Raw genomic sequence first — 17,192 nt, 5'->3', positions numbered from 1 at the left:
ATGAGCCACGACGCCATCGATCTGCAACGCCCCCTGTCCGACCTCGCCGCCGCGCTCGACGCAGGCCGCACCACCAGCCGCGCCCTCACCGAGCAGGCGCTCGCCCGCATCGCCGATCCGGCCGGTCAGGGGAGTGTCGTCTTCACGCAGGTCGACGCTCAAGCCGCCCGCGACGCCGCCGACGGCCTCGATGCCCTGCGCCGCGCAGGCGCCCGCCTGTCGCCGCTGATGGGCATTCCCGTCTCGGTGAAGGATCTGTTCGACGTGGCGGGTCAGGTCACGCGCGCAGGCTCGACGGTGCTCGCCGACGCCGCCCCCGCCACGCACGACGCACTGGCCGTTGCGCGCCTGCGCCAGGCGGGTGCCGTGATCGTCGGTCGTACCAACATGACGGAATTCGCCTTCTCCGGTCTCGGCCTGAATCCGCACTACGGCACGCCGCGCTCGCCGTGGCAGCGTGAGGTCGGCCATATCGCTGGCGGTTCGTCCTCGGGCGCAGCCGCTTCGGTGGCCGATGGCATGGCCGCGGTCGGCCTTGGCACCGATACCGGCGGTTCGATCCGCATTCCGGCCGCGTTCTGTGGTCTGACGGGGTTCAAGCCGACGGCTTCGCGTACGCCGCGCGACGGCGCGCTGCCGCTCTCGACCACGCTCGACTCCGTCGGCCCCATCGGCCACTCGGTCGATTGCTGTGCATGGGTCGATGCCATTTTGTCGGGCAACGTCCCAAATGAAGCACCGGCCGCACCGCGCGACCTGCGTGGCATGCGCTTCGGCGTCTTGACGAATTTCGTGCTCGACGGGGCAGAACCCGCCGCGCTCGCCATCTACGAGCGCGCACTCGCCACGCTCGCCAAGGCAGGTGCAACGCTCGTCGAGTTCAAGTTCGCACCGTTCGACACCCTGCCCGCGATCAATCGCTTCGGTTTCTCGCCCATCGAGGCGTACGCGTGGCATCGCAAGTTGCTGGCAGAGCACGCGGACGGTTACGACCCGCGCGTGCTGGTCCGCATTCGCAAGGGTGAACCGGCAGGCGCGGCCGACTACGTCGATCTGATCAACGCCCGTGCGGCTCTCATCGCAGCGGCGAATCCCGTGTGGCAAAGCTTCGACGCCGTGCTGTGCCCGACCGTGCCGCTCACGCCGCCGTCCATCGCACCGCTTGAAGCCAGTGACGAGACCTTCACCGCCACCAACGCCCTTGTGCTGCGCAACCCGACGGCCATCAACATGATCGATGGCTGCGCCTTCTCGCTGCCGTGCCAGGGTCAGGGCGAGGCCCCCATCGGCCTGATGGTCAGCGGTGCCGCAGGCGACGACGCACGCCTGTTCCCGGTCGCTCGCGCCATCGAGCAGGCCCTGCGCCCGGCCCGCTGAACGCAATCCTCAACTTTCGGACGATTTCGCACAGAAATGCGCGCAAACGTCCGATTTTTCGATGGAAAGTTCCGAAAAATCCCGCAATCTTTCCTCTCACATGCGAATCGGGCTGGGGTTACAATCCCAGCCCAAGTGCCTGCCGCCCGGCGTCATGCGGGGATTAGCGGGATTCGTGGGATTCGTGATGGCCTACCGCCTGAAGTGAAATGAACGCTCAACTCGACCCGGCTTTTCGCCGCGAACGTCTGCTGTATCTCCTGCTCACCGTGGTTTGCCTCGCCTTGCTGGGCGGTGCGCTGTACTTCCAGTACGTGCTTCACGAAGACCCGTGTCCCCTGTGCATTCTGGCGCGCTATGCGCTCGTGCTGATTGCGATCTTCGGGCTGGTCGGCGCGGTCTCGCGCGGCTGGGCAAGCATCAAGGTGGCACGCGTGCTCGCGGCGCTCTCGGCGATTGGCGGGATGGCCGCGTCGGCGTATCTCATCTACGTGCAGGCCAATCCGATGGTGAGCTGCGGCTATGACGTCGTCGAAGGGTTTGTGGACGCGCTGCCGACCTCGCGCCTGTTGCCGCAGGTCTTCCAGGTACAGGGCATGTGCCAGACGATGTACCCGCCGATCCTCGGTCTGACGTTGCCGATGTGGTCGCTCGCCGCATTCGTCGTGATATTCCTTGCACTGGCGCTGCATCGTCCGCGCCGCGCCATCTCGCTGCGCTAACGCGCCCGGCGTCTCTCCCAAACGCGCAACGGCCGTCGGCCCTTCAGGGCGACGGCCGTTGGCTTTTGGGTGGACGGTCGAGCGGCTTGAACGGTCCAGACGGTCCAGACAGTCCTGACGTCAGGGCCGCACCAGCGCCGGTGCAGGCTCTCCTGCGCCGCTGGCCGCGTCGAGTTCGGTGGCCACTTCCGCGATCCGTCGCCGCAGCCACGTCACCTCGGGCGCAGCGTGCGTGCGCTCGTGCCACAGCTGGTAGAAGCGCATCGGCGGGAAGTTGACCGGCGACGGCACCACGCGGATCGGCAGATAGCGCGCGTAATGCTGCGCAAACTGACGCCCCGTCGTGAACACCAGATCGGTGCGCATCAGCACGTACGGGACAAGCCCGAAGTACGGCATCGTCATCTGAATATTGCGACGCAGGCCCTGCTCGGCCAGAAAGCCGTCGATGAAGCTCTGACGCTCGGCCACATACGGCATCGGCGCGAGGTGTGGCAATTCCAGGTAGTGCTTGAGCGAGATGCCCTTGTTGGCCAGCGGATGCTGCGCGCCGAGCATGCAGACCACCTCGTCGTCGAACAGACGCGACATATGCAACTGCGGCGGCGGTTCGAGCCAGTTGCCGATTACCACATCGAGCGAGCCGTTTTCCAGCGCGCCCGCATAGTCGAAACCGGCGTTGATGGGTTGCACGTGCAGACGGGCCGACGGCGCGTCCCGGCGCAGCACTTCGGCGATGTTAGGCAGGAAAACGGCGTCGAGATAGTCCGGCGCACCGAGCCGGAACGCCCGCGTGGTGGTCTGCGGCGCGAACTCCGTGGTCGGGTGCGTAATCCGTTCGATGGCGGCGAGCGCGTCGGTGGCGTAGCCCAGCAGCTCCCGGCCGCGCTCGGTGGCGACCATGCCGCTCTTGCCGCGCACCAGAATGGCGTCGCCCGTAATCTCGCGCAGGCGGCGCAGCGAGTTGCTGATGGCAGGCTGCGACTGGCCGAGCTTGAGCGCGGCGCGCGACACGCTTTGCTCTGTGAGCAGCGTATGGAGTACCCGCAGCAGGTAGGCGTCGATCTGTTCGCGAGGTCTTTGCATGTGCAGGGGCGCTCTGAAGGCGTGTTGAAGACCGGAAAACGGCGGGTTGAGCCGTAGTTTATGACAATGGCGGGTCATCGGGGCGTCCGAATAGCCATCATCATGGCGGCGAAATATTTCCTTGTGCCGCCGGTGCTATCTTCGGCTCATCCCCACGCCGGCCCGTAAAAGACCAATGAAGACCCATGTGGCAACGTCGGCGCGTCCACAATTGCACTGCACTACACTGAGAATCATGGAGACACAAGCCATCCGCTTCTATTACCGCGGCGAGGTGCACGAGGTCACTGGCGAAGCCACGACCCGCACCGTGCTTCAGTACACGCGCGAAGACCTGCACTGCACCGGCACCAAAGAAGGCTGTGCCGAGGGCGATTGCGGCGCTTGCACGGTCGTGATCGGCGAGTTGGCCGACGATGGCAATGTGGCGCTGCGCGCGGTCAACGCCTGCATCCAGTTCCTGCCCACGCTCGACGGCAAAGCGCTCTTCACCGTCGAAGACCTGCGCCACGCCGACGGCACCCTGCACCCGGTGCAGCAGGCGCTGGTGGATTGCCATGCCTCGCAGTGCGGTTTCTGCACGCCGGGCTTCGTGATGTCGCTGTGGGCCATGTATCTGAACCGTCCGGTCGAAGCGGGCTGCCCGAGCCGCCGCGAGATCGACGACGTCCTGTCGGGCAACCTGTGTCGCTGCACGGGCTACCGCCCCATCGTCGACGCCGCCCAGAAGATGTACGACCTGCCGCGTCACGAATTCGACCGCAAGGCGCTCGCCGAGCAGTTGCAGGCGCTGCAACGCGGCGACACGCTCTCGTACGAGCACGACGGTCACGTCTTCCACGCACCGCGCACCCTGGCCGAACTGGGCCGTCTGCGCGCCGCTTATCCGGACGCGCGCATTCTCGCCGGTAGCACCGACGTCGGCCTGTGGGTGACGAAGCAATTCCGAGATCTGAAGCATCTGATCTACATCGGTCAGGTGGCGGAACTGCGCGAGATCTCCGAAGGTCCGAACGGCATCTATATCGGTGCTGGAGCCTTGCTCAACGATGCGTTCGATGCGCTCGTCAACCACTATCCGGATCTGGCCGAACTGCGTCAGCGCTTCGCCTCGTTCCCGATCCGCAATGCCGGGACGCTGGGCGGCAACGTCGCGAACGGCTCGCCTATCGGTGACTCGATGCCCGCGCTGATCGTGCTCGGCACGCGTATCGTGCTGCACCGCGAAGGTGTGGTGCGTGAGATGCCGCTCGAAGATTTCTATATCGCTTATCAGAAGAACGCCCTCGAAACGGGCGAGTTCGTGCAGGGAATTCGAGTGCCGCTGCCCGCATCGGCGCAACGTTTTCGCACGTACAAACTCGCGAAACGCTTCGATCAGGACATCTCCGCCGTGTGCGCCGCGTTTGCGGTCGAACTCGATGGCGACACCGTGCGTTCGGCCCGTATCGCCTTCGGCGGCATGGCAGCGACGCCCAAGCGCGGCAGTGCCATCGAAGCCGCGCTGAATGGCCAGCCGTGGACGGAAGCGACCGTGCGGGCCGCCATGGCCGCCCTGCCGACCGACTATCAGCCGCTTTCGGACATGCGCGCGACGAGCGCTTACCGACTGGCCGGTGCGCAGAATCTGCTGTATCGTTTTTTCCTGGAAACGCGCAATGACGCGCCGCTTGCGGCGCACGAAGTCAACGCGTTCGCCAACGTCTAACCGGAGCCGCCCATGAACACGCAAGTCGAAGGCTTCATAACGCAGACCGCACAGACCGAACCATCAGCCAAACAAGTTGGCCGCTCGCGTCCGCATGAGTCGGCCGAGCTTCACGTGGCTGGCGAAGCTACCTACACCGACGACATTCCCGAGCTGCAAGGCACGCTGCACTGCGCGCTCGGCCCGTCGCCCAAGGCTCACGCCCGCATTCTCTCGCTCGACCTCGACGCCGTGCGTCGCGCACCGGGTGTCATCGCCGTGCTCACCGCCGCCGACATTCCCGGCGTGAACGACTGCGGCCCGGTCATCCACGACGATCCGATCCTCGCAGACGGTGTCGTCCAGTACATCGGCCAGCCGATGTTCGCTGTGGTCGCCAAGTCGCACGACGCCGCCCGTCGCGCCGCACGACTGGCCAAGGGCGAATACGAAGACCTGCCCGCCATCCTCACGCCGCAGGCCGCCAAAGCTGCTGGCGCGGGTGTGCTCCCCCCGATGCAACTGCGTCGCGGCGACGCCGATGCCGCCCTGCAAGCCTCGCCCAACCGCATCAGTGGCACGTTCGAATGCAACGGGCAGGAGCAGTTCTATCTCGAAGGGCAGATCTCTTACGCCATCCCCAAAGAAAACGACGGCATCCACATCTATTGCTCGACGCAGCACCCGAGCGAGATGCAGGCGCTCGTCTCCCACGCGCTGGGCTGGCATAGCCATCAGGTGCACGTCGAGTGCCGACGCATGGGCGGCGGCTTCGGTGGCAAGGAATCGCAATCGGGCCTGTTCGCCTGCGTGGCGGCGCTGTGCGCGTCGCGTCTGAAGCGGCCCGTCAAGCTGCGTCTGGATCGTGACGACGACTTCATGATGACGGGCAAGCGTCACGGCTTCTACTTCGAGTACGACGTCGGCTTCGACGACGACGGCCGCATCACCGGCGCGAAGGTCGACATGACGCTGCGCGCAGGCTTCTCGGCCGACCTGTCTGGTCCGGTCGCCACGCGCGCCATCTGCCACTTCGACAACGCCTACTTCGTGCCGGACGCCGATCTGCGCGCCCTGTGCGGCAAGACGAACACACAGTCGAACACCGCCTTCCGGGGCTTCGGCGGCCCGCAAGGCGCGCTCATCATGGAAGTGGTGCAGGACGCCATCGCGCGACGTCTGGGCAAAGATGCCCTCGACGTGCGCCGCGTGAACTTCTATGGCAAGACGGAGCGCAACACCACGCCGTACGGACAACTCGTCAAGGACAACATCATCCACGAGCTGGTCGCCGAGCTGGAACAGACGAGCGACTATCGTGCGCGTCGCGACGCCGTGCAGGCGTTCAACCGCACGAGTCCGGTACTGCGCAAGGGTCTGGCGCTCACCCCGCTCAAGTTCGGCATCTCGTTTAACGTGCAGGCCTTCAATCAGGCTGGTGCACTCGTGCACGTCTACCGCGACGGCTCGATGCTCGTGAACCACGGCGGCACAGAAATGGGTCAGGGCCTGAACACCAAGGTCGCGCAGGTCGTAGCGCACGAGTTGGGCGTCGACCTCTCGCACGTGCGTGTCACGGCAACCGACACGACCAAGGTCGCGAACACATCGGCCACTGCCGCATCGACCGGTGCGGACCTGAACGGCAAAGCCGCGCAGAACGCTGCGTGGCAAATCCGTCAGCGTCTGGCGGAATTCGCGGCACAGAAGTACGGCTGCGCAGTCGACGAAGTGACGTTCGCCAACGATGTCGTCAGCGCGAACGGGAATCACATCCCCTTCCCCGATCTCGTGGAAGCCGCCTACTGGGCGCGCGTGCAACTCTGGTCGGACGGCTTCTACGCCACGCCGGGTCTGTCGTGGGACGCCAAGACGATGAACGGCAACCCGTTCTTCTACTTCGCGTACGGCGCGGCGGTCTCGGAGGTCATTCTCGACACGCTCACCGGCGAGTGGCGTCTGCTGCGCGCCGACGTGCTGCACGACGCCGGTAAGTCGATCAACCCGGCGCTCGACATCGGACAAGTCGAAGGCGCGTTCATTCAGGGTATGGGCTGGCTGACGACGGAAGAACTGTGGTGGAACAAGGACGGCAAGCTCATGACGCACGCCCCCTCCACCTACAAGATCCCCGGCATCAGCGACTGCCCGACGGACTTCCGCGTGAACCTGTTCGAGAACGCCAACGTGATGGACTCGATCCACCGCTCCAAAGCGGTCGGCGAACCGCCGCTGCTGCTGCCGTTCTCGGTCTTCAATGCGTTGCGCGACGCCGTGGCCAGCGTGAACGACTATCGCGACGAACCGGTGCTGAACGCCCCGGCTACGTCCGAAGCGCTGCTCATGGCGATCACCGAGTTGCGCACGCGGAGCGCCGCCTGATGCATCGCTGGGTCGACGCCGCCCACAAACTGCTCGTACGCGGTGAAGCCGCGGTATTGGTCACGATCGCGCGCGTAGAAGGGTCTGCGCCGCGCGAGGCGGGTACCCATCTGCTCGTCACGCGCGAGCACGTATGGGAGACCATCGGCGGCGGCCATCTCGAATGGCGGGCGATGGACGTCGCCCGTCAGTTGCTGCGTCAGTACGGACAGCAAGGCGCGCGTCACGTCGAGCGCTTCGCCCTTGGCCCGAGCCTCGGGCAGTGCTGCGGCGGTGCCGTCACCCTCGCCTTCGAAGTGCTCACGCTGGGCGATCTGGCTTGGGTGAGCGCGTTGCACAAGCGTCTGGCGGCCGGTGAGGCGAGCCTGCGCAGCGTCGCCTTCGGTGCGCCCGGCGCGGACGCCGCCGCCAGCCAGCGTCAGGGCGGTCCGGTCATGCTGACTGAACTCGACGCTGATGAACCCCTCGCCCACCCGCACACCCTCACCCGCGACGCCGACGACGCCGCCTGCTCCTTCTGGCAAGGCAGCGACGGCTGGCTGTGGCTAAGCGAGCGCCTCGCGCCGAGCGACTTCCACATCGTGCTGTTCGGTGCGGGACACGTCGGGCAAGCCATCGTGCAGGTGCTCGCCACGCTGCCGTGCCGCGTCACGTGGGCCGACGAGCGCACCGAAACGTTCCCTGAGACGGTGCCGCCGAATACCGTCGTCGAATCCACGAACACCCCCGAGGCCGTCGTCACCGAAGCGCCGCCGGGTGCGTTCTTCCTCGTGATGACGCACAACCATGCGCTCGACCAGCGTCTGTGCGAAGAAATCTTCAAACGCGACGACTTCGCCTATTTCGGACTGATCGGGTCGATGACCAAGCGCCGCCAGTTCGAGCATCGTCTGCGCGACCGGGGCGTGCCGCCCGAGCGCTTCGAGCAGATGATCTGCCCCATCGGCGTGGCGGGCATCTCCGGCAAAGCGCCCGCGACGATTGCGATTGCCGTGACCGCACAACTGCTGCGCGTGCGTGAACAACAGATGCGTCAGAGTGCACCGGCTGGCGTGCAGGACAGCGGCATTCCTGCCTGAGGCGCGGCCCGTCTCCCCCGGACACCGGATCGAGCGCCCGACGAGCCAATGCACGACAAGCGCTTGCGACGGTAAAATCCCGCCCATCTCCCCCCAAAAAAGACACGCCATGCCCCTCACGCCCGAACTCGCCAAGACCCTTTGCGCCATGCCCAAGGCGGAGTTGCATCTGCACATCGAGGGCACGCTGGAGCCCGAACTGATCTTCCGGCTTGCAGAGCGAAATCAGGTGACGCTGCCGTATCCGAGCGTCGAAGCCCTGCGCGACGCCTACGCCTTCACCGATCTCCAGTCCTTTCTGGACATCTACTACGCGGGCGCGAGCGTGCTGCTCACCGAAGACGATTTCTACGACATGACGCGCGCCTACATGGAGCGCGCCGCCGCCGACAACATCCGTCACACGGAAATCTTCTTCGACCCGCAAACGCATACGTCGCGCGGTGTGTCGATGGCCACCGTCGTGAACGGCATCGAACGCGCGCTGGCTGAAGCCGAAGCACAGCAAGGCATCACGAGCCGTCTGATTCTGTGCTTCCTGCGCCACCTACCCGAGGAAGACGCGCTGCAAACGCTCGAAACGGCGCTGCCGTATTTCAACAGCCACGGCCATCGTCTCGTGGGTGTGGGGCTCGACTCGTCGGAACAGGGTCACCCGCCCAACAAGTTCGCGCGAGTCTTCGAGCGCTGCCGTGCGCTCGGCCTGCGGATCGTGGCGCACGCTGGTGAAGAAGGTCCGCCCGCGTACATTCACGAAGCGCTGGACATGCTGCGTGTGGAGCGCGTCGATCACGGCGTGCGCGCCATCGAAGACGAGGCGCTGCTCGATCGTCTGGCCCGCGAGAAGATCGCGCTGACGGTGTGCCCGCTCTCGAACGTGCGTCTCAAAGTGTTCGATCACATGGGACAGCACACGCTGCATCAACTGCTCAAACGCGGGCTGGCTGTGACGATCAACTCGGACGATCCCGCTTACTTCGGCGGCTATCTCAACGAGAACTTCCTCGCGACGTTCGACGCGCTCGACATGACCCTCGACGACGCTTACACGATGGCAAGGAACAGCTTCGAAGCATCGTTCATCGACGACAAAGAGAAGCAGCGTCTGGTCGGCGAACTGGAGCGATTCCGCGCTGCGCAGACGGTCTGATCGTCCGTTCATCGCTCGTTAGCTTCGCCTGACGTCAAACGCCCGAATCATTCGGGCGTTTTTTATGTCTGCGCGACGGAAATCGACGTGGGAATGCATCGTCACATTACCTCCCGATGATGTCGAACATTCCCCATAAGGAATATTTTCAACGGGACCCGATGCTATTTTTCGAGCGTGCCCTGATACACGTCGCAAGGTGCCCCCACACCGCGCAACGCCGGGCGCTCATCACATAGAAAATATCGGAGACAACACCCCATGGACTCATCGCTCAGCCCCCCGGCGAGTAATGCAGCAGCTGCAACGCTGGATGCAGCACCGGACGCAGCTCACGACAACACGCGCGTGGCGGGCGCGCAGCCGACGTCGACACTCGACCGCTATTTCGGTATCACCGCGCTCGGCTCCACGTTCCGCACCGAAGTGATAGCGGGTATCACGACTTTCCTCGCGGCGATGTACATCATCGTCGTGAACCCGGCCATTCTGTCGAAGACGGGCATGGCCTTCCCCGCAGCACTCACCGCAACCGTGCTCATCAGCTTCTTCGGCAGCTGTGCGATGGGTCTCTACGCGCGCAACCCGGTGCTGGTTGCGCCGGGCATGGGCCTGAACGCCCTGTTCGCCTTCACGATGGTGCACGGCGTGGGCATGCCCTGGCAGACGGCGCTGGGCTGCGTATTCTGGTCAGGCATTCTGTTCGCGCTGCTCGCCGCGCTGAACGTGCGACGCTTCGTCGTCGAAGCCATTCCCGCGAACCTGCGCTACGCGATCTCGTGCGGCATCGGTCTGTTCATCACGGTGATCGGGCTGGTCAACGCGAAGCTCGTGGTCAGCGACCCGGTCACGGTCGTGCGTCTGGCACACCTGTCACCGCCGACCGTCACGTTCCTCATCGGCCTCGCGCTCACGACCGTGCTCGTCGCACGCCGCGTGAACGGCGCGCTGATGATCGGTATCGTCGTCACCACCCTGATGGCCGTGCCCATCGGCCGCCTCTGGGGCGACGGCAGCGGCTATTTCCCCAAGGAAATCGCGACGGCCACGCTGGTGAACTTCCAGGGCTTCTTCGCCGCACCGGACTTCTCGGGCATCGGCCAGCTCGATTTGCTGGGCGCGCTGAAAGTGGCGTATATGCCCTTCATCTTCGTGATGCTCTTCACCGCGTTCTTTGATACCCTCTCGACCTTCATGAGCATTGCCGAAGCAGGCAACATGAAGGATCGCGACGGCAATCCGCGCAATATGCGTCAGGCGATGATCGTCGACTCGTTCTCGGTGCTGATCTCCGGCCCGCTCGGCACCAGCCCGGCAAACGCCTACATCGAATCGGCGGCGGGTATTGCACAGGGCGGCCGCACCGGCCTGACCGCTGTCGTCTGCGCGCTGCTGTTCCTGCCGTTCCTGTTCCTGTCGCCGATGCTCTCGCTCGTGCCCGCCATCGCCACGGCCCCGGCGCTGATTCTCGTCGGTGTGTTTATGATGGAATCTGTGGCGCGCATCGAATGGCATCGCATGGACGAAGCCATCCCGAGTTTCATCGCGCTCGTGATGATTCCGATTTCGTATTCGATTACCGACGGCATCGCCTACAGTTTCCTTGCCTTCGTCGTCCTCAAGCTGTTCACGGGACGCATCAAGGAAATCAAGCCTGCGATGTGGATCGTCGCCGCGCTCGCAGTGCTGCTGCTCACGCAAATGTAACGACACAAGGACCCCGCTAATGTCCACCACAAACACGACGCCGCAGGCCCTGCGCGCCGTCCGCGCGCAACTGGTCTACTTCACGCACGACCCGGCGCGCGCCTATCTCGACGGCACGCCGGGCACGATCCACCACACCGACGGGATCGTCGCGTTCGAGAACGGCCGCATCACGGCCGTCGGCGACTACGCCAAGGTCGCGCCGACGCTGCCCGCCGGTACGCCCATCGAGGATCTGCGCAACAAGGTCGTCACACCGGGCTTCATCGACACGCACATCCACTATCCGCAGACGGATATGATCGCGTCGCCCGCGCCGGGGCTGCTGCCCTGGCTCGAGAAGTACACGTTCCCGACCGAGCGCCGTTTCGAGAATCCGGAATATGCGGCAGATGTCGCGCAGTTCTTTCTCGACGAACTGCTGCGCGGCGGCACCACGAGCGCATTGGTGTACTGCACGGTACACCCCGGTTCGGCCGACGCGTTCTTCAAGGAAAGCGATTCGCGCAACCTGCGCATGATCGCGGGCAAGGTGATGATGGATCGCAATTGCCCCGAGTTCCTGCGCGACACGGCCGAGACCGGCGCACGCGACAGTGAAGCGCTGATTCAACGCTGGCACAACAAGGGGCGTCAGTTGTATGCGCTCACGCCACGCTTTGCACCGACCTCGACCGAGGCGCAGCTCGGCGTGTGCGGCGAACTCGCCGAACAGTATCAGGACGTGTTCATCCAGAGCCACGTTGCCGAGAACACCGACGAAGTCGAATGGGTGCGCTCGCTGTTCCCGGGACATCGCAGCTATCTCGACGTCTACGACCACTACAAGCTGCTGCGCAAGCGCGCCGTGTACGGTCACTGCATCTGGCTCGACGAGCACGATCGCCGCCGTATGTTCGAGACGGGGACGGTGGCCGCGCATTGCCCGACGTCCAACCAGTTCCTCGGCAGCGGCCTGTTCGATTTCGCCGCCGCAGAAGCCACGCGCATGCCGGTCACGCTCGCGACCGACGTGGGCGGCGGCTCCACGTTCTCGATGCTGCAGACGATGAACGAAGCGCACAAGGTCGCGCGCCTGTCGGGGTATCACCTCTCGGCCGAACGCATGTTCTACCTCGCGACCGAAGGCGCTGCGCACGCGCTGGATCTGCACGGCACCATCGGCACGCTCGCCGTGGGCGCCGAGGCCGACTTCGTGGTGCTCGATCCGAAGGCGACGCCGTTGCTCGCACGTCGTACGGCGCTGGCGGAGTCGCTCGAAGAGTTGCTGTTTGCGTTCGCGATGCTCGGCGACGATCGCGCGATTGCCACGACGTATGCCGCTGGCAAGCCGGTCCATCGCCGCGTGGCCGCCTGACGTACTGATCACAGTCGTTGCACCGATCCGGTCTGTTGGCGCATGCCGCAGACCTGATGTCTTACGCGAGGGCGTAGGCGTCGTCGCTCTGGCGGCGCACGCGCCCTCGCGGTCGCCGACCGTGCGCAAGGGGCAAACGGTCGGGGATCTCCTTGGGCAGCCTTCGGCTGCCCTTTTTTGCATTGCGTCGCCGGTTACCGCGATGTCACGGAAACGTCGCTTGCGCGATAGCCCTGCGCCGATGCTATAATCCGCCTCGATTCATTGGGGAGTAGCCGCCCTGTCATAGACACCAGTCTTCGGCGGGGGCGTACGTCAACAGACTTGGCCGGTTCCGGCTATGGCGTGCGCAGCCCTCGGGCCTGGCGAGACCGATGACGATGCTTCCGCCATCCGGGCCGGGACGCGTTGTCATTGGCTCGCATGTACACGGCCCGGCGGAGAAAAATAAGGTGTCCCCATTCCTCGTATCGACCGGTGTGGTCGCGCTTGCCGAAATCGGCGATAAAACCCAGTTGTTGTCTCTTGTGCTCGCTGCGCGCTTCAAAAAGCCCGTACCGATCATTCTCGGCATTTTCGTCGCCACGCTGATCAACCACGCGTTTGCCGGTGCTGTGGGCGAATGGCTGTCTACGGCCATCAGTCCCGCCATCATGAAATGGGCCGTCGTGGCCTCCTTCATCGGCATGGCGATCTGGATTCTCGTGCCCGACAAGCTCGACGACGAAGAGGCCAACACGCGTCGCAAGTTCGGCGTGTTCCTCTCGACTGTCGTCACGTTCTTCATCGCCGAAATGGGCGACAAGACGCAGATCGCAACGGTCATGCTCGCCGCGCGCTATCAGGACTTCTTCGGTGTGGTGGCGGGCACGACCCTCGGCATGATGCTCGCGAACGTCCCTGCCGTGCTCGTCGGCCATAAGTTCTCGGGACGCTTGCCGACCCGCGCCGTGCATGCCGTGGCGGCCGTGATCTTCCTCGTGCTGGGCGTGATCACGCTGATGCAGTAATCGCACGGGTACACGGGTAAACGAAAAAGACCGGCCTGGGATCGGCCGGTCTTCTTTGCATCCGTCACAACATCACTGTCCGACTTTCTGCTGGACGTTGACGGTCTGTCCGCTCGGGAACGGCAGTTGCTTGAGCGCCGCGTCGATCAGGAACGGCATGGCGGAGGCCATTGACGTTCCGGCATCGCTCGTCTCGGCCTGCACGCGATACACCTCCTTGCCCGTCGGACGGTCCGTGAAGCGCAGTTGCAAGCCCGCGAGGCCATACGGGTAATCGCGCTGGATGTACGCCGGTGGCGCGCCGTACGGATAACCGTACCAGCCCCACGGACGCCCCCACGGTCCCCACGGACCGGGTGCGAACATCGGGTCGTAGGCCGGTTCCGTCACGCGCATCACCTGCTGCGTAATGCCGTAGGACATGCCGATCAGATAATGCGCGCTCGACGGGCTTTGCTCACTGAAACCGTCACCTGCCAGGCGGTTACGCAGCCACTGCTCGTACGTCGCATGTTCCTGATTGTTCTGCTGCTCGGCGGTGCGCGTGAGCGCATACGTCCGCGGCCCCTCAAAGCCCGGCGAAGTGCCGAACGCCGTGACCTGGCTGGTCACTGTGCTGGCGCATCCGGCCAGCAACACGCTGGCGACGGCCAACGTCGCCATTCCCCATCGTTTCCACATGATTCAGTACTCCCGATTCCGAAACCTGCTGTGAACGCCTCAGTACCGCTGCGTCTCATCAGCCATATTGGTCATTATGTTGCGACGATTTAAGCATAGGACGGCATCTCGCGCACATCCGAATCGTTTGACGGTTGCGTTGAACGAAAATTCAGCAAATTAGCGGCTCGGACGCTAAGCGCGCGCCACTCCGTTACAATTTGTGAATCCTTGGCCGTCCGCACATTACCGTCCATGCTCAGAACCGACCTCGCAGGTGTCATCCAACGTTCCGAATATACGCCCCCGGCGTATCTGATCGACACCGTTCAACTTGACTTCGACCTCGCCCCCGACGTAACCACCGTCACCAGCCGATTGCGCATCCACCGCAATCCGGCCGGTCCTGGCGGCGACCTCGAACTGGTGGGCCAGGGTCTGCAACTGGTCAGCCTCGAAATCGACGGCAAGCCGTGGTCCGGCTACCGCACCGGCGAAGAAACGCTCACCGTCGTTGCACCGCCCGAAACGTTCGAACTCACGCTGGTCACCCGCTGTCGTCCGCAAGAGAACACGTCGCTCATGGGACTGTACGTCTCCGGCGGCAACTTCTTCACGCAATGCGAAGCCGAGGGCTTCCGCAAGATCACTTACTTCCTCGACCGTCCCGATGTGATGGCGACGTACACCGTGACGCTGCGCGCCGACCGCGAGGTGTATCCGGTGCTGCTTGCCAACGGCAATCTGATCGACAAGGGCGATCTGCCGGACGGACGCCATTTCGCCGTCTGGGACGACCCGTTCAAGAAGCCGAGCTATCTGTTCGCGCTGGTCGCCGGACGTCTGGTTTGCCGTGAGGAACGCATCGTCGCTGGCGACGGCCGCGAGAAGCTCCTTCAGGTCTGGGTGCAGCCGCAGGATCTGGACAAGACCGAACACGCCATGCATTCGCTCGTCAACTCGATCCGCTGGGACGAGGAGCGCTTCGGCCGTGTACTTGATCTCGATCGCTTCATGATCGTCGCCGTGAGCGACTTCAACATGGGCGCAATGGAGAACAAGGGCCTCAACATCTTCAACACGAAGTATGTGCTGGCGGATGCTGCAACGGCGACGGACGACGACTTCGGCAACATCGAAGCGGTCGTGGGCCATGAGTACTTCCACAACTGGACCGGCAACCGCGTGACCTGCCGCGACTGGTTCCAGTTGAGCCTCAAGGAAGGCCTGACGGTGTTCCGCGATCAGGAATTCTCCGCCGACATGATGGGCTCCGAGTCGGGCCGTGCCGTGAAGCGCATCGACGACGTACGCGTGCTGCGTCAGGCGCAGTTCCCGGAAGACGCCGGTCCGATGGCGCACCCGGTACGCCCTGAGAGCTACGTCGAAATCAACAACTTCTATACGGTCACCGTCTACGAGAAAGGCGCCGAAGTCGTGCGCATGTATCAGACGTTGCTCGGCCGTGACGGCTTCCGTCGCGGCATGGATCTGTACTTCGAGCGTCACGACGGTCAGGCCGTCACGTGCGACGACTTCCGCGCCGCGATGGCCGATGCCAACCAGCGCGACCTTACGCAATTCGGCCGCTGGTACAGCCAGGCTGGAACGCCGCGTGTGACGGTCGATGCCGTCTACGACGAAGCCGCTCGCACCTACACCCTCACGCTCACGCAACGCTGCCCGAAGGTCGGCGTCGAGTTGCAAGACGAAACGCTCGTCAAGCAGCCCTTCCACATTCCGTTCGCCGTGGGTCTGCTCGATCGAGACGGGCGCGACATGGTGCTGCGCCTCGATGGCGAAGCCGCCGACGCACCTGCGTCCACCACGCGCGTGCTCGACTTCACGCACGAGCGTCAGAGCTTCACGTTCGTCGACGTCGCCCACACGCCGATGCCGTCGCTGCTGCGCGGCTTCTCGGCACCGGTGATCGTCGAACACGAGTACACCATCGACGAACTCGCGTTCCTGATGGCGCACGACAGCGATCCGTTCAACCGATGGGAAGCCGGGCAGCGTCTGGCGACGCGCCAGTTGCTCGCCCTCGTCGAATCGATTCAGATGGGCCAGTTGCCGAGCGTGGACAGCTATGTGCTCGAAGCCTTCCGTCAGGTGCTGCGCGACGAAACGCTCGATCCGGCGTTCCGCGCACAGGCGCTGACGCTGCCCGCTGAGTCGTATCTCGGCGAACAGATGACGGAGATCGATCCGGCCGCCATTCATGCCGCGCGTCAGTATCTGCGTCAACGTCTGGCCGCGTCGCTGCATACGGAATGGCTCGCGGCGTATCACAACCATCGTGTGCCGGGCCCGTATCAGCCCGATGCCGCATCGGCGGGTGAGCGTGCGCTGAAGAACCTCGCCCTGTCGTACCTGATGGAACTGTCGGACGCCGGTGTCGCGCAAACGGCACGCACGCAATACGACACGGCCGACAACATGACGGACCGCTTCTCCGCGCTTACCGCGCTGGTGCAACGCGGCGGTGCGGCCCGCGAAGGCGATGCCGCGCATGGCCCGAACCACGCCGCCGAAGCGCTCGTGGACTTCTATCAGCGCTTCGAGAACGAGCCGCTCGCCATCGACAAGTGGTTTGCACTTCAGGCAATGCAGCGCGGCGACGGCAGCCACTGCGTGATCGATGCGGTGCGTGCGCTCATGGGGCATCCGGCCTTCACGCTGAAGAACCCGAACCGCGCCCGCTCGCTGATCTTCAGCTTCTGCAGCGGCAATCCGGCGCAGTTCCACGCCACCGACGGTTCGGGCTATCAGTACTGGGCCGAGCAGGTGCTGGCGCTCGATGCGCTCAACCCACAGGTCGCCGCACGACTGGCACGCGTGCTCGACCGCTGGCGCAAGTACACGCCCGCGCTTCGCGAGCGCATGCGTGACGCCTTGCAGCAAGTGGCGCAGCATCAGGCGCTGTCGAAAGACGTGCGCGAGATCGTCGAGAAGGCGCTCGCCTGATCGATGAC

General features: G+C 64.4%; 12 protein-coding genes and 1 riboswitch. Of the genes, 10 read left to right on the top strand and 2 right to left on the bottom strand.

What is annotated here, in order from left to right; translation table 11 throughout:
* Positions 1-1,377 carry an amidase gene (locus ACIQWO_RS13470; RefSeq protein ID WP_402824493.1) on the top strand — a complete coding sequence of 459 codons (1,377 nt, stop codon included), beginning with the start codon at positions 1-3 and terminating at the stop codon, positions 1,375-1,377.
* 209 nt (positions 1,378-1,586) lie between these two features.
* Positions 1,587-2,099: a disulfide bond formation protein B gene (locus ACIQWO_RS13465; protein ID WP_402824489.1), complete on the top strand. Its 513-nt coding sequence runs from the start codon at positions 1,587-1,589 to the stop codon at positions 2,097-2,099.
* Positions 2,100-2,219: 120 nt separating this feature from the next.
* Here the strand turns inward: ACIQWO_RS13465 and ACIQWO_RS13460 are convergent, their stop codons facing one another.
* A complete protein-coding gene (locus ACIQWO_RS13460; protein ID WP_402824486.1) occupies positions 2,220-3,185 on the bottom strand; it encodes a LysR substrate-binding domain-containing protein in 966 nt (321 codons plus the stop codon).
* Between the two features lie 235 nt (positions 3,186-3,420).
* Between ACIQWO_RS13460 and xdhA the strand changes: the two genes are divergently transcribed.
* The 7 genes from xdhA (at position 3,421) to ACIQWO_RS13425 (ending at position 13,557) form a co-directional block, all read left to right on the top strand.
* Entirely contained in the window at positions 3,421-4,893 is a 1,473-nt protein-coding gene (xdhA, locus tag ACIQWO_RS13455) for a xanthine dehydrogenase small subunit (RefSeq protein ID WP_402824484.1), read from the top strand.
* Between the two features lie 12 nt (positions 4,894-4,905).
* Positions 4,906-7,254, top strand: coding sequence for a xanthine dehydrogenase molybdopterin binding subunit (gene xdhB / locus ACIQWO_RS13450; protein WP_402824481.1), 2,349 nt, complete (start codon positions 4,906-4,908; stop codon positions 7,252-7,254).
* Positions 7,254-8,333 (top strand): xanthine dehydrogenase accessory protein XdhC, encoded by a 1,080-nt coding sequence (gene xdhC / locus ACIQWO_RS13445; RefSeq protein WP_402824478.1) that lies wholly within the window; start codon positions 7,254-7,256, stop codon positions 8,331-8,333. Before xdhB ends, xdhC begins: the two co-directional genes overlap by 1 nt.
* A 109-nt stretch (positions 8,334-8,442) precedes the next feature.
* Positions 8,443-9,483, top strand: a complete 1,041-nt coding sequence (locus ACIQWO_RS13440) for an adenosine deaminase (RefSeq protein ID WP_402824475.1) — start codon at positions 8,443-8,445, stop codon at positions 9,481-9,483.
* Between the two features lie 261 nt (positions 9,484-9,744).
* On the top strand, positions 9,745-11,190 hold the full coding sequence (locus ACIQWO_RS13435; RefSeq protein ID WP_402824473.1) for an NCS2 family permease: 1,446 nt from the start codon (positions 9,745-9,747) through the stop codon (positions 11,188-11,190).
* A gap of 19 nt (positions 11,191-11,209) precedes the next feature.
* Positions 11,210-12,547: a guanine deaminase gene (gene guaD, locus ACIQWO_RS13430; protein ID WP_402824471.1), complete on the top strand. Its 1,338-nt coding sequence runs from the start codon at positions 11,210-11,212 to the stop codon at positions 12,545-12,547.
* A gap of 254 nt (positions 12,548-12,801) precedes the next feature.
* Positions 12,802-12,985, top strand: a riboswitch (yybP-ykoY riboswitch).
* A gap of 14 nt (positions 12,986-12,999) precedes the next feature.
* Complete coding sequence (locus ACIQWO_RS13425; RefSeq protein WP_246179639.1) at positions 13,000-13,557, top strand: TMEM165/GDT1 family protein; 558 nt, start codon at positions 13,000-13,002, stop codon at positions 13,555-13,557.
* Positions 13,558-13,629: 72 nt separating this feature from the next.
* Here the strand turns inward: ACIQWO_RS13425 and ACIQWO_RS13420 are convergent, their stop codons facing one another.
* Positions 13,630-14,238, bottom strand: coding sequence for a DUF4136 domain-containing protein (locus tag ACIQWO_RS13420; RefSeq protein WP_150577032.1), 609 nt, complete (start codon positions 14,236-14,238; stop codon positions 13,630-13,632).
* Between the two features lie 234 nt (positions 14,239-14,472).
* On the opposite strand from ACIQWO_RS13420, the gene pepN reads away from it, so the two are divergent.
* Positions 14,473-17,184: an aminopeptidase N gene (pepN, locus tag ACIQWO_RS13415; RefSeq protein ID WP_402824467.1), complete on the top strand. Its 2,712-nt coding sequence runs from the start codon at positions 14,473-14,475 to the stop codon at positions 17,182-17,184.
* Positions 17,185-17,192 lie beyond the last annotated feature (8 nt).

Source organism: Pandoraea sp. NPDC090278, from assembly GCF_044772185.1.
GTDB lineage: Bacteria > Pseudomonadota > Gammaproteobacteria > Burkholderiales > Burkholderiaceae > Pandoraea.
This window is presented reverse-complemented; position numbering and strand designations above follow the sequence as displayed.

Bases quoted from the DNA above. Each gene is read 5' to 3' on its own strand.
- xdhA (WP_402824484.1), top strand. From the start codon at position 3,421: ATGGAGACACAAGCCATCCGCTTCTATTACCGCGGCGAGGTGCACGAG.
- pepN (WP_402824467.1), top strand. From the start codon at position 14,473: ATGCTCAGAACCGACCTCGCAGGTGTCATCCAACGTTCCGAATATACG.
- ACIQWO_RS13470 (WP_402824493.1), top strand. From the start codon at position 1: ATGAGCCACGACGCCATCGATCTGCAACGCCCCCTGTCCGACCTCGCC.
- xdhC (WP_402824478.1), top strand. From the start codon at position 7,254: ATGCATCGCTGGGTCGACGCCGCCCACAAACTGCTCGTACGCGGTGAA.
- xdhB (WP_402824481.1), top strand. From the start codon at position 4,906: ATGAACACGCAAGTCGAAGGCTTCATAACGCAGACCGCACAGACCGAA.
- guaD (WP_402824471.1), top strand. From the start codon at position 11,210: ATGTCCACCACAAACACGACGCCGCAGGCCCTGCGCGCCGTCCGCGCG.
- ACIQWO_RS13465 (WP_402824489.1), top strand. From the start codon at position 1,587: ATGAACGCTCAACTCGACCCGGCTTTTCGCCGCGAACGTCTGCTGTAT.
- ACIQWO_RS13460 (WP_402824486.1), bottom strand. From the start codon at position 3,185: ATGCAAAGACCTCGCGAACAGATCGACGCCTACCTGCTGCGGGTACTC.
- ACIQWO_RS13420 (WP_150577032.1), bottom strand. From the start codon at position 14,238: ATGTGGAAACGATGGGGAATGGCGACGTTGGCCGTCGCCAGCGTGTTG.
- ACIQWO_RS13435 (WP_402824473.1), top strand. From the start codon at position 9,745: ATGGACTCATCGCTCAGCCCCCCGGCGAGTAATGCAGCAGCTGCAACG.
- ACIQWO_RS13440 (WP_402824475.1), top strand. From the start codon at position 8,443: ATGCCCCTCACGCCCGAACTCGCCAAGACCCTTTGCGCCATGCCCAAG.